The sequence below is a fragment of the Arthrobacter sp. GMC3 genome (genome assembly GCF_002929305.1).
Classification (GTDB): Bacteria; Actinomycetota; Actinomycetes; order Actinomycetales; family Micrococcaceae; genus Specibacter.
Genome location: NZ_PJIO01000002.1, coordinates 62,088 through 74,308, shown reverse-complemented (window position 1 = coordinate 74,308; position 12,221 = coordinate 62,088). Strand labels below are relative to the sequence as shown.

General features: G+C 62.2%; 14 protein-coding genes and 1 pseudogene. 2 read left to right on the top strand and 13 right to left on the bottom strand.

The window, feature by feature from the left end; translation table 11 throughout:
* Positions 1-10: 10 nt before the first annotated feature.
* Together CXQ94_RS03635 and CXQ94_RS03630 are read left to right on the top strand one after the other, a co-directional pair.
* Entirely contained in the window at positions 11-1,537 is a 1,527-nt protein-coding gene (locus CXQ94_RS03635) for a stealth family protein (protein ID WP_258066659.1), read from the top strand.
* Positions 1,538-1,605: 68 nt separating this feature from the next.
* Positions 1,606-1,773: pseudogene (locus CXQ94_RS03630) on the top strand (DUF664 domain-containing protein); the annotation flags it as partial.
* Positions 1,774-1,827: 54 nt separating this feature from the next.
* Here the strand turns inward: CXQ94_RS03630 and csrA are convergent.
* From csrA to CXQ94_RS03565, 13 genes are all read right to left on the bottom strand, one after another.
* Positions 1,828-2,079, bottom strand: a complete 252-nt coding sequence (csrA, locus tag CXQ94_RS03625; protein WP_104086868.1) for a carbon storage regulator CsrA — start codon at positions 2,077-2,079, stop codon at positions 1,828-1,830.
* Between the two features lie 36 nt (positions 2,080-2,115).
* The gene (locus tag CXQ94_RS03620; protein WP_104086867.1) at positions 2,116-3,123 is read right to left on the bottom strand and encodes a hypothetical protein; all 1,008 of its coding nucleotides are present in this window, start codon (positions 3,121-3,123) and stop codon (positions 2,116-2,118) included.
* 10 nt (positions 3,124-3,133) lie between these two features.
* On the bottom strand, positions 3,134-5,179 hold the full coding sequence (locus CXQ94_RS03615; RefSeq protein ID WP_104086866.1) for a flagellar biosynthesis protein FlhA: 2,046 nt from the start codon (positions 5,177-5,179) through the stop codon (positions 3,134-3,136).
* Complete coding sequence (locus CXQ94_RS03610; protein WP_258066658.1) at positions 5,176-6,321, bottom strand: flagellar biosynthesis protein FlhB; 1,146 nt, start codon at positions 6,319-6,321, stop codon at positions 5,176-5,178. The genes CXQ94_RS03615 and CXQ94_RS03610 overlap by 4 nt, the downstream gene beginning before the upstream one ends.
* Complete coding sequence (locus tag CXQ94_RS03605; protein ID WP_104086865.1) at positions 6,314-7,081, bottom strand: flagellar biosynthetic protein FliR; 768 nt, start codon at positions 7,079-7,081, stop codon at positions 6,314-6,316. Before CXQ94_RS03605 ends, CXQ94_RS03610 begins: the two co-directional genes overlap by 8 nt.
* A 3-nt stretch (positions 7,082-7,084) precedes the next feature.
* Complete coding sequence (gene fliQ, locus CXQ94_RS03600) at positions 7,085-7,357, bottom strand: flagellar biosynthesis protein FliQ (RefSeq protein WP_104086864.1); 273 nt, start codon at positions 7,355-7,357, stop codon at positions 7,085-7,087.
* A complete protein-coding gene (fliP, locus tag CXQ94_RS03595) occupies positions 7,354-8,121 on the bottom strand; it encodes a flagellar type III secretion system pore protein FliP (RefSeq protein ID WP_258066781.1) in 768 nt (255 codons plus the stop codon). The genes fliQ and fliP overlap by 4 nt, the downstream gene beginning before the upstream one ends.
* Positions 8,122-8,204: 83 nt before the next feature.
* Positions 8,205-8,627 carry a flagellar biosynthetic protein FliO gene (locus CXQ94_RS03590; protein ID WP_104086863.1) on the bottom strand — a complete coding sequence of 141 codons (423 nt, stop codon included), beginning with the start codon at positions 8,625-8,627 and terminating at the stop codon, positions 8,205-8,207.
* On the bottom strand, positions 8,628-9,338 hold the full coding sequence (gene fliN / locus CXQ94_RS03585) for a flagellar motor switch protein FliN (RefSeq protein ID WP_104086862.1): 711 nt from the start codon (positions 9,336-9,338) through the stop codon (positions 8,628-8,630).
* Positions 9,335-10,189 carry a flagellar motor switch protein FliM gene (locus CXQ94_RS03580; RefSeq protein ID WP_258066657.1) on the bottom strand — a complete coding sequence of 285 codons (855 nt, stop codon included), beginning with the start codon at positions 10,187-10,189 and terminating at the stop codon, positions 9,335-9,337. The genes fliN and CXQ94_RS03580 overlap by 4 nt, the downstream gene beginning before the upstream one ends.
* 86 nt (positions 10,190-10,275) lie before the next feature.
* Entirely contained in the window at positions 10,276-11,094 is an 819-nt protein-coding gene (locus CXQ94_RS03575) for a flagellar motor protein MotB (RefSeq protein WP_258066656.1), read from the bottom strand.
* Positions 11,091-11,909, bottom strand: a complete 819-nt coding sequence (locus tag CXQ94_RS03570) for a motility protein A (protein WP_104086861.1) — start codon at positions 11,907-11,909, stop codon at positions 11,091-11,093. Before CXQ94_RS03570 ends, CXQ94_RS03575 begins: the two co-directional genes overlap by 4 nt.
* Before the next feature lie 3 nt (positions 11,910-11,912).
* Positions 11,913-12,200 (bottom strand): flagellar FlbD family protein, encoded by a 288-nt coding sequence (locus CXQ94_RS03565; protein WP_104086860.1) that lies wholly within the window; start codon positions 12,198-12,200, stop codon positions 11,913-11,915.
* Between the last annotated feature and the right edge of the window lie 21 nt (positions 12,201-12,221).

The window sequence follows — 12,221 nt, the reverse complement described above, 5'->3', positions numbered from 1 at the left end:
AGGAGTCGCGTTGAACACTCCCCCAACAGTTGCGGCGGCCCGGCTCCTGGAACGTGGCGACGTCGTCCTCCACAAGGGGCGGCTGGCACTTGTTAATGAGTCTCTAACCCACCAGCAGGCCATGGTGGCCGATCTACTGGCTATCCGCGCCTCACTTGAGCGGTACGGGGTCCCGTATTTATTGGTGCGTGGCAACGACGAACGGCCGGTGCTGGCCATTGACCGTGCGCACAGGCACGCCCTGGCGAACGCCCTGGTGCGGGCATTCGCCGATGAACCGTTTTATGCGCGCAGCATCGACGTGAAAGGGAAGTCCACGGTGCTGCTGGCCGACGGCGAACTGGCCACGTCCAAAAAGACCCGCATCCTGCGACTTTTCAGGCCGAGGCTGGAACCTCGTGGCGGGCTTTATTTTGGTGCCGCAACTGGGGTGCAACTTGAGTTGTGGACCTTCAAAAAGGGTCGGATAAAACTGCCCGTGGAGAACTCGCTGACCCGGCGCACCATGACGACTGCCGAGGCGCGGCGCGGAACCGTGGAACTGCACGGCCTGAACTGGCCCACTATTGAGGACATGTTTGCCGAGCATGCCTTTGACATCCGTTTCCCGGTGGACATCATTTTCAGCTGGGTGGATGGGAGTTCCGCCGACTACCAGCGCGCCCGCCGCGACCAGGAATCCGGGGTGATACTGGGCGAGGGGGACCGACACGAGTCGCGGTTCAGGCAAATTGATGAACTGAAATATGCCCTTCGCTCCATATACATGTTCGCGCCATGGGTCGGACACATCTACATCGCCACGGACTCCCCGGCGCCACACTGGCTGCGCGACCATCCCCGCATCAGCCTGGTCCGCAGCGCGGAGCACTTTGCGGATCCCTCGGTTTTGCCGACGCACAATTCCATGGCGGTGGAGTCGCAGCTGCACCACATTCACGGCTTGGCCGAACACTACTTATATTCCAATGATGATATGTTCTTTGGCCGGCCACTGTCCCCCGACATGTTCTTCTCCCCCGGTGGTGTCACCCGGTTCATGCTCTCCCCCAACAGGATCGGCCTGGGCGAGAGTTCGGTGGAACGCAGCGGCTTTGAAAATTCGGCCCGGGTCAACCGGCGCCTGCTCTGGAACAAGTTTGGCCGCTTCACAACTCGCCACTTGGAGCATTCGGCGGCCCCGTTTCGAAAGTCTGTCATGACAGACCTTGAGAACGCCTTCCCGACCGAATTTGCCGCGACCGCCGCCAGCCGGTTCCGGGCCGCGACAAATATTTCCGTGACAAATTCGCTTTACCATTACTACGCGCTATTCACCGGTCGCGCCGTCATGCACGCCGATGGAAAAGGCGTTTACGTTGACACGACCACCGAGATGGGACTGGCCTCCCTGGACCGGATACTCCGCAAGCGCAAGGCCGATTTTCTGTGCCTGAACGACGGCAGTTTCCCCGAAGTGAAAGCCGAGGAACGCCGGGCCCGCGTCACGGAATTTTTGGAAAAGTACTTCCCATTCAAGGCCCCGTGGGAGAATTAGCTCCGCAAGGTTGCCACAACCAGTAGGAGCATGCCACGACAGATTCCCCCGCGAAACTCTCCGCAGAAATGGCAGACATTTCCGCAATCCTCTCGGATCAGCGGAACACGTTCATGATCCCCATGCGGAATCTCAGTGACGAGCAGGGAAAGACGCACAGCACCGTGAGCAGATTGTCACTGGCCAGCCTGGTCAAGCACGTGTCCTCGACCGAACAGCATTGGATCCAGACAACTCTCTCTCCCGATGAGAACGCCGTGTTCGACACGGGGCGGATGCCGGCATGGACTTTAGCTAGGCCCCAGGCCCAGCGCCGCGATAATGAGCTGTTCGGGCGTGGCGTCGTCCGCCCCGGTTGCCTGCAGCGCCTCTTGGTTGCTTGCCGAAACGGCCTCCACCACCTCGCTGCGGTGAATGCTGACGTCCCGGGGCGCGTCGATGCCAATGCGGACACCTTCGCCGCGTCCACCCTCAAGAATGGTGATGGTGATGTTGTTGCCTATGACGATCTTCTCGCCAATTTTTCGTGTCAATACCAGCATGAGTTTCCTTCCATGGATGTGCTGATCGGGTCAATCTTAGAGCAGGGGCGAGGTTGACTGGTAGCCGTCCACCCAGCCCACCGGGTATCCCAGGTCGTTGACGGATTCCGGTGTGGAGGTCTCCGTTGAGCCCAGTACGGCCAATCCAAGCGGTTCCGAGAACCAAGACGCCTGCTTTACCCAGGCTTGCGTGTCCGCGGGCTTGTGGGCCGCATCCACCACCAGCCACAACTGGTCGGCCCGGACGGACGACAGGACGGCGGCGTTAGAAGAGCGTCGCTCGCCAATGCTAAAGGCCACCAACAGTGGTTTGCCCTCGATGGCTGCCAGGGCCTGCACCTTCTTGACCTCATGGCCGTCAATAATGAGGTGATCCACACCTTCCTGGCGGTGGTCACCCGCTGTCCGGATGACGGCACCCTCGGCAAAGGACTGCGCCATGGTCCAGGCTGTGCGCAGCGCATGGTCCCGGATTCCCACGAGAACCACCAGATCCCCAGCCCGTGACGACGGCACAGGAATTCCGGTATCCACCCCGGGCTCCTGGGCCACTCCCAGGTCCTGGATTGCCGCACGGATACTCGGCGCCGCAGCCTCGGCTGGCGCAGCCGCGGAAGGCTCGGCCGGCTCGTCGGACACGAGCCGCACCACGGGCGCAGCCGGGAAAACGGGCAGAGCCGGTGAGGCCGGCTTGCTGCCCATGCTGGAGCTCACGCGCTCAAGCACCACGTCAAAGTCCGGCTTCTGGGTGGATATCACCACGGGCGTGGACGCGATGGCACGGTCACCGCCGTCGGCGTCGGCCAGCAGATTGGCCAGGCCGCTGCGTAACGCTTCCCGGCCCCGGCCAGCCCGGTTGCGGGCAGCCGTGCGGCGGGTGGGAGCGTCGGCCTTGGCGGGCGGCTCGCCGTCCACCTCCACCGTCACCTCGTAGGAGGTAGTGGCGCCAATGCCAAACAGTCCCCCCGTTTGGATGCGTTCGGCGCGGATGATGCGCGCCCGGGTACCGTAACTGTCGAAAAGCTGCCATCGCAGGCTTTCCATGCTGTGGCCCCTAAGCTGAAATCGACTGGGCAACGCGCACAACTCCTACTGTTTCAATGGTGGGGTTTCCTGCCGTGGCCTCCGTGTAGGAGATCACCGGGAGTCCCTTGATGCGTCCGGAAACCAGTCGCCAAATCGCTGGCCGAAGCGCCGGTGCACAGACCAGTACGGCATTGCGTCCCGACTGTTCGGCCACGGCGTTCGTGTCCGCCACCGAGGCCAGAAACGATTCGAGCCGGGACGGGTCAAGCACAATCTGGGTGCCAAGTTCCGAGGGCCGCAGGCCCTCAAGCAGGGATTGTTCCAGGCCTGGGTCGATCATCAGCACGGCCAGAGATCCGCCGTCGATGTACTTATCGGCAATGACAGGGCCCAAAGCAGTCCTGGCGGCCTCCACCAACCCCTCAGGATCGGTGCTCTTTTTCGCATGCAGCGACAGGGCCTCGTAAATGCGTGGCAGGTCGTTGATGGGCACCTGCTCACTCAGCAGGCCTTGCAAGACGCGTTGCACCTCACCCAGGGAGAGCATTCCGGGGATCAATTCCTCAACGATCGACGGCGAAGCCTCCTTCACCCCATCCGTCAGGACCCGCACGTCCTCACGGCTGAGCAGCCGGGCAGCGTTGGCGGTGACGATGGCCGAAAGGTGTGTGATGAGTACCGACACCCGGTCAATGACCGTGGCACCGGACATTTCGGCGCTGTGCCGCAACTCCGCCGGGATCCATTTTCCGGCAAGCCCAAACACCGGCTCCACAGTGGGGGTGCCCGGCAGGCCGGACAGCTGCTCGCCCAGTGCCAACACTCGTCCGGCCGGCGCATTGCCGCGTCCCGCCTCCACGCCGGCAATCCTGATCACATAGGTAGACTGCGGAAGTTCAACATGGTCGCGGGTACGGACCGGGGGCACCACCACACCCATCTCCATGGCCACCTTGTGCCGCAGCGCCCTGATCCGGGCCAGCAGATCGTCGGCCGATCCGGAGACCAGGTCCACCAGATCCGTGGAGAGCTGGATTTCCAGTGGCTGGACCCGCATTTGGGCCATGATGTCATCTGTGGTTTCTGTCTGGGGTGCCGCCGAGATGGCCTCTAGAGCGGCCGTTGTGGCGGCCGTCTTCTCGGCCGCTTTCACCCGCTGCCCCATGAACAGCAGCAGGGCTCCCACAGCCAGGAAGAAGAACACGGGCATGCCGGGGATGACAGCCATGATGATGGCCGCCGTCCCGGCCACCATCAGTGCCGGGCGTGACTGCGTCAGCTGCTGTGCCGCCGTCGTTCCCATGTCGGAGGAGGCGTTGGCGCGCGTGACGATCATGCCGGTGGCAACGGCCATCAACAGGGCCGGGATCTGCGAAACCAGGCCGTCACCCACGGACAGCAGCGAGTAGGTGTTCACGGCGTCGGCGATGTCCATGCCACGCTGCACCATGCCGATGGCGATGCCGCCCACCAGGTTGATGATGATAATGATGATGCCCACGATCGCATCACCCTTGACGAACTTCGAGGCACCGTCCATGGCGCCATAGAAGTCGGCTTCCGCGGAGACCTCCACGCGTCGTTCCTTGGCTTCGACGTCGGTGATCAGCCCGGCGTTCAGGTCTGCGTCAATGGCCATCTGCTTACCCGGCATGGCGTCGAGCGTGAAGCGGGCACCCACCTCGGCGACACGTTCGGCACCCTTGGTGACCACCACAAACTGGATGACAACCAGGATCAAGAAGATCACGCCACCAATGATCAGGTTCCCACCAACGGTCACCTCACCAAACGCCTGGATTACCTGCCCCGCGTGGGCGTGCCCCAGCACCAGTCGGGTGGAGGCAACGTTCAGGCCCAGGCGGAACAGCGTGGCCACCAGGAGCAGGGATGGGAACACCGAGAAGTCCAGCGGCTTCTTCACAAACATGCTGTTCATCAGCACCAGCAGGGCGAAGACGATGTTGATAATGATCAAGATGTCCAGCAGCATGGCCGGGATGGGGACAACCAGGAGCAGCACAATTCCCACCACACCCATGGGGATGGCCAGCTTCGAGACGTTGCGGTTCACGCGGGGATTCCTTCGGTCGCGGGGATCAGGGGCTTGGGGATCAGGGAGGGCGGAATACTGGAGCCGGCGGGCAAGATCTGGTGCGTTCCGGCCGTGGCCCCGCGTTTCTTCAGGGCCATAACGAATGCCAGAACAGCCGCCACCTGGTTGTACAGCTCAACCGGGATTTCGGCGCCCAACTCGCAGGAACTGTGGAGGGCACGGGCCAGCGGTATGTCCTTCACCAGGGGTACCTTCTTGGCCTCGGCCTCGGCACGGATGCGGGTGGCCACCCTGTCGGCCCCCTTGGCCACCACGCGGGGCGCCGACTTTCCGGGCTCGTACCGCAGCGCCACCGCCACGTGCGTCGGGTTGATGAGGACGACGTCGGCCGTCCCCACCGCGCTCATCATGCGGTTGCGGGCCATGGCGAGCTGGCGTTGCCGGCGGGCAGCTTTGATCATGGGATCGCCGTCGCTGGATTTGTGTTCATCGGTGACCTCTTTTTTGGTCATGCGGGTCTTCTTGCGGTTGCGCCGGGCAATGACAAACACGTCCGCCACGGCAAGGAGCATGCCCGCTGCCACGGCAAACTGGACCAGGGAAATGACGCCGCGCCCGGCTGCCCCCAGCAGCTCCGTTATTTGCAGCCCACCCGCCTGGAGCAGCACCGGAACCATGCCCTGGATGACACCGTAGAGGACCAGGCCCACGACGGCGGTTTTCAGCAGGGCCTTCACCCCGTTCCACAGGGCCTGGGTGCCCACCACGTTCTTGAGCCCCGTCAGGAGATTGAACTGTTCAAATTTGGGGGCAAATTTCTTGAACCGGATGCCGCCCTGGATGGCTGCCGCGGCCAGCACGGCAGCCATCACGACAAAAAGCATGGGGCCCAAGATGCTGGCGAGGGCTCCCAGCGCCGATTCCAGCGCCTGCAACGCCTGTTTCGGATCGGGGTGTGCGGTGATGGAGACCGCCGTGAACATTTGATCCGCCAACGCATCGGAGCAGCGGGCAATCACACCTGGAACCATGATCACCGCCGCCCCAACTCCCACCCAGGCAGTCAAGTCCTGCGACCGGGACAGCTGCCCCTTTTCGCGGACTTCCTTCATCCGCTTGTCGGTGGCCTGCTCGGTTCTCTCCCCCGACGGCTCAGCCACGTGAGACTGCTTTCGCCAGATAGCTCAGGACGGTCTCCACCATTGCCGGAACCACGTGCCCAAGTCCCAGCACCAGCAGGCCACCCAGGGCCAGTGTGAGCATGATCTTCAAGGGGAAACCCATGGCAAAGGCGTTCAGGGCCGGGGCCACACGTGTCAAAAGGCCCAGCCCGGCGTCGGCCAAGAACAGGACCACCAGCAACGGTCCGGCAATTTGCACCGCCGCCAGGAACATGCCCGTGGTGGCGGTGGCAATGACCTGGGCAGGGTGGGCAAGGTCGAAGCCCGCCCCCACGGGGATTGCCTCAAAGGAGCGCATCAATCCCCCGATGATCAGCTGGTAACCGTCCGATGCGAATAGCAGCGCCAGCACGGTCATTTGGAACAGCTTGGTGAATTGTGCTCCGTTGACCATGGACTGCGGGTCGAAGGCCTGGGCCATGGCAAAGCCGCCAAAGGTGTCAATCAAGGCCCCTGCGGTCTGAACGGCCGCGAAGACCAGGTAGACCAAAAAGCCCAGTGCTGCTCCGGTGACTATCTCCAACACCAGAGCCGCCACAAAGGCGCCTGTTTCGCTCACCGTCCCGGTTGCCGGGAGCCGGGCGGACATGGCAAGGGCCAGGCCCAGGGCCAGCATGCCCTTGATCCGTAAAGGGATGGCGTTGTAGGAAAACGGCGGCGCAATAACAATGAACGCCGTCATGCGCACAGCCGCCAGCATGGTTGACTCCAGCCATGCCAGGTCGATCGGAATGTTCACCGCTCAACCCCTCAGAAGTATGGGGATCTTATCGAAGAGGTCATGGGTGAACGTGACGATCTCGGTGATCATCCAATGCCCCGCAATCAGCAGTGCAAGGGCAACGCCCACCGCCTTGGGAACAAAGGACAGGGTAGCTTCCTGGACCTGGGTAATTGATTGCAGCAAGGAGATGGCAAAGCCAATCACCAAGGCGGTCAACAAGATGGGGGCGCAAAGCTTCGCAGCCACCCACAGAGCCTGAACGGCAATGTTCAAGATCTCGGAGGTGTTCACGTGCCACCACCGTAGCTTTGCACCAAGGCGGTGATGATCAGGCCCCAACCGTCAACCAGGATGAACAGCAAAATCTTGAACGGCAAGGAGATCATCACCGGCGGAAGCATCATCATACCCATGGACATCAGCGCCGAGGCCACCACGATGTCGATGATCAAAAAGGGAATGAAGATAACGAAGCCGATGATGAAGGCACTGCGAAGTTCGGAGATCATGAACGCCGGAATCAGCGTCAGCATGGGCACGGCGTCGGGACTTTCGGGGTTTTCCCGGCCCGCCGACCGGGTCATCAACGCAATGTCTTCTTCACGAGTCTGCGGCAGCATGAAATGGCGCAGCGGACCGCCGGCGGCATCGAAGGCGCTGGTGACGTCCAGGCTGCCGTTGAGATACGGCTGGATGGCGATGTTGTTAATCTCGATCAGTACCGGGGCCATGATGAACAGGGACAGGAACAGCGCAAGGCCTGCCAGAACCTGGTTCGGCGGGATCGAGGGAAGGCCCAAGGCGTTGCGTGTCATGGCCAGGACCACAAAAATCTTGGTGAAGGAGGTCATCATCAACAGCAGTGCCGGGGCCACCGACAGCAAGGTGATGGCGATGAGTGTGACGATCGCCGAGCTGGGTTCGCCGTTGAGACCGTTGATGGAGAGGTTAATTCCGCCGGTACCGGGGTCGGTGGGCGGCGTGGGGGGCGTAGGGTCCACCGGATCGCCGGGCGCCATGACCGAGAGCGCCTGGGCGGAGGTGGAAAAGAGCAGCTGGAACGCCACAAGTGCGCCTAGGAGCAGCGCGAGTAGAAGTGCGGCCCTGCCCCAGCGGCGCAGGGTTACCGAATCGACGTTCACAGATTGAAGCCTTTGCGCACGGCGGCCCATGCCTGCTGCCACGTTTTCGGGGACAGGATCGATCCGGAGAGCGGATTCGGTTCGGACCGTGGCCGCTTGTCACTGCTGGGTTGGATCAGCCCATCGGCGGTTCCGGCATACTCCAGGGCGGCCGAAAACGCCGGCTCGGGTTCGGGTGCGGGACCGCTGTGAAGGACACTGACGTTGTGCTCGGTCACGCCGAGCAAAAAACGCATGCCGTCAGCATCAACCATCACCACGGAGGCTTTTTGGCCCACATTGCGCCGGCTAACAACATCCAGGTGCACGCCAGCTCCGCCGCTGTTTCCCTTGGCCAGCTTCTTCTGGGCCATCCACAGCAACAGCATCACCACGGCCAGGGCAAGCCCCACCCGCAGAATAAGCAGGAACGTGTCCACCTAGCCGACCGTCTCCGCTGCATCTAGAATCTTGGTGACCCGGACACCGTATTCTTGGTCCACAACCACAATTTCGCCGTGGCCAATCAGGCGGCCGTTGAGCAAAATATCGGCCGGTGAGCCGGCGGCCCGGTCAAGGTCCACCACGTCGCCAGGTTCAAGGCCCAGGACGTTGGCCACGGTCATCCGGGTATGACCAATAACCACGGACAACGCCATTTCCACGTCGTGGATGCGGCCCATCTTGTGGGCGCTCACCGTGGCCCCCGAGGTGGAGGCGCGCTTGCCATTGTCGCGAATGCGGATGGCGAACCAGGCAAAGGCTTGCGCGCTTCCGGGCTCAGTGAGACGGTAGACAGCCGTTTCGGCATCACCAAAGAGAGCAGTCGAGGCGCCCTCAGAAACATCCCCAAGCACACCCGAGCCGAGCGTCTCCGCGGCTGCCTCCAGCGCCGGTCGCAGGATATCCGCGGCTGAGATGGCCCCGGGCCCACCTGCGTTCTTGACGGCATCCTGGCTGGCGGAGGGCAGCGTGATTGCCAGTTCGGCAGAGACCGCGCCAAGATAGTCCACGCTCAGCGTTGACATCCCGGCAGTGGGTATTTCCCCTGCAGTCACGGGCCATGGCGTGGCTTCCAAGGGAGTTGAGGCAGGCAGCAAAGCTGCCAGCGTATCCGCCGCAATGGCCTGTTGTGTCAGCGTGGTGGTCATGAAACGTTCTCCTCAATTGAAACAATTTGTGCGCCCTGCCGGGACCCATGGGCAACCCCCACCGCCCGGGCCACCGGCTTTCCATTCAAAGTCACACTGAAGGGTTTTCCCCCAGGATGCGGGAGCGCTACAACATCCCCAACGGCCATATTCAAGATGGCGGTGGCCGTCACCTGCGTGGCGTCCAGTTCCACCGCCACGTCAACGGGCACCTGGGAGACTTGGCCTCGCAGCAACAGGGCCGCAGCGCCCGCGTCACCGCCGGCGTCCTGTTCCACCAGTTGGGAAAGCACAAGCTGTGCGGGCAAGGCCACAGTGGCCTGCCATTCGTCGTCGCCGGTACGCAAGCTAAACGGGGCAACAACCATCAAGGTGTCCGTGGCCGCTGCCTGTGCGGTGCGCGAATTGAAATCCATGCCGGCCACACCGAGACGTGCTGTCAACAGCGGGCCGAACGAGTAGCCCAGGTCTTCCAGGGCGTCCTCGGCGAGCCGCCGGATGAGCGATTGCTCGACTTGGGTGAGCTTGCGGAAGTCGGGCGTTCCGGAGTCGGCACCGCCGAGCATGCGCGCAACCCAGGACAGTGCCGCTTCGGCCGGGAACTGCATGACGCCCCTGGACTCGTGCCCGTCCAACGTCACGAGCACCATGATGGTGGATTCGGGCAGGGATGCCGCATAGTGGTCGTAGCTCATCATGGAGATGCCGTGGGCGGTGGCGCCCGACGTGGTGCGAAGACGCGACGTTAGTTGTGTCGCCCAATGTCGCGAAAAGGAGTCAAAAACCACTTCAAGCCTGCGGGCGTGTTCCCTGGCGAGGGTGGCCGGGCGGGTGAAATCATAAAGTTCCACGGCTCGATCCAGCCCGGACTCAGAGGCACGTGGGCTATGTTGGGAGACTGGCACTTACGGCACTATCGGCAGCCAAGGCCCGCATGTTAGGGATGCGCCGCTTTTTCCTTCAATGCTTCGGGTATGAGCGCACGTACTTCTTCACTCTGATTTGAAAGCACGACAATATCTACCCGCCGGTTCAGTTCCCGCAGGGGTTCTGTGGAATCGTCGTTGACCTGCCGGGCAGAACCGTATCCCACCGCCCCGATTCTCGTGGCGGCAATTCCGCGCTGCTCCACTAAGTACCGCAGCACCCCGACGGCGCGTTCTGAGGACAGTTCCCATACAGAGGGGTAGTTGGTGATGGCGTTGGCTGCATGCCCTTCGACGGATATTTCCAGGTGCGCCGCATCCAGAACGGGCGCCACCGCCGTGAGGACCTGCAGTGCGGTGTCGGATAGTGCCGGGCTGTCCGGGTAGAAGAAGGTTTGTGAGCCCACCAGCTTGACGGTCAGCCCGCGCTGGTCAATACCAAATTCGACGTTGCCGTCCAGTCCCGCGCTGACCAGGCGGGTGTGCATGTCCTCACGGAGGGCGGTGAGCTTGTCAGCCTCTGCCCTTGCCACGGCCATGTAATCCTCGGTCATGGTGCCTTCTTTGCCGACGTCGGCCGGGGCAACCACCACCCCCTTGGCGGTGTCGATCTTGCCGACTTCCACTTGGCCGAAACCGGTAGCCAGGGAGTCCCGCAACTGGACAAACTTCTCATTGTCCACCGATGACATGGCAAAAAGCACTATGAACATGCACATGAGCACGGTGACCATGTCCATGTAAGAGGCCATCCACCGCTCGTCGTTGTGGGACTCGGTGGCCCCACCCCGGCGCTTCCGGCCCCTGCCCCGGCCCCTGCCTCCGCTCACGCGGCCGACTTCAGTTCCTCGTCGGGACTGATTGCCTCAGCCTTGGGCGACTTCTTCGAAGATACTCGCTGATGCTTGGGAACCATGGCCAGGAGCCGTTCACGCAACAGTGTGGGCTGGGAACCCGCCTGGACGGCAAGCACGCCTTCCATAACCAACGTCATCCGGTCCACCTCAAGCTCAGAGAGCCTCGCCAGACGGGAACCAATCGGCAGCCAGATGAAGTTCGCGGAGAGCAGGCCCCACAGGGTGGCGACGAAAGCACTGGCAATCATGGGGCCAAGTGTGGCGGGGTCGGAGAGGTTCTCCAACACATGTGTCAGGGAAACCACGGTGCCGATGATGCCCACTGTGGGGGCGTAGCCGCCCAGTGTCTGGAAGAACTTCGATGCGATGCCGTCAGATTTCATTTTCGTGTCGATGGCGTCGTCAAGCATTTCCCGAAGTTCATCGCCGTCCGTGCCGTCGGCAATGTTTTGCAGCGCATCACGCAGAAATTCGTCCTTGGTGGCTGCCGCGTCTTCCTCCAGGGAGAGCAGTCCCTGCCTGCGGGCTTTGTCGGCCAGCTGTACCACGGTTTCGATGCTTGCAGCAGGCGACGCCGGCTTGGACAGGAAGGCCTTGGGCAGGGACTTGAAAGAGAAGATGAAGTCCTTGAACGTGGAGCCTGCCAACCCTACGGCCATGGTACCAACAAAGACCAGGAGCATAGGCGGCAGCAGCATAACGCTGCTCACGTGTGATCCTTCGAGATTGATCATTGCCACGAGTGAGCCGAAGGCGATCACGAGGCCAATAAGTGTTGCCGGATCCATGAGTCAGTGCCCGCCCGTGGTTGTTCCGCCGGTAGGCCCGGTGGGGTGAATGATGCTAAGGCGTGGTGACGTGTGCGATGCGTGGCCGTCGGCGTCGTCGTTGTAGGCGATGGAGATCACTCGGGCGCGGAAGTGCGCGATCTTCTCAATGACCTCGGCCATGGTTTCGGTGACGATGAATCGCGCCCCGTCGGCCATGATGAGGGTTGTGTCTGGGGATTCAAAGATGCGTTCAATCAGGTCCGGATTTACCGCAAAGTGCCGGCCATCAAGGCGGGTCACTATTATCATCGGGCATCCTTTTTCGCAGTT

Bases quoted from the DNA above. Each gene is read 5' to 3' on its own strand.
- csrA (WP_104086868.1), bottom strand. From the start codon at position 2,079: ATGCTGGTATTGACACGAAAAATTGGCGAGAAGATCGTCATAGGCAAC.
- CXQ94_RS03620 (WP_104086867.1), bottom strand. From the start codon at position 3,123: ATGGAAAGCCTGCGATGGCAGCTTTTCGACAGTTACGGTACCCGGGCG.
- CXQ94_RS03565 (WP_104086860.1), bottom strand. From the start codon at position 12,200: ATGATAATAGTGACCCGCCTTGATGGCCGGCACTTTGCGGTAAATCCG.
- CXQ94_RS03570 (WP_104086861.1), bottom strand. From the start codon at position 11,909: ATGGATCCGGCAACACTTATTGGCCTCGTGATCGCCTTCGGCTCACTC.
- fliN (WP_104086862.1), bottom strand. From the start codon at position 9,338: ATGACCACCACGCTGACACAACAGGCCATTGCGGCGGATACGCTGGCA.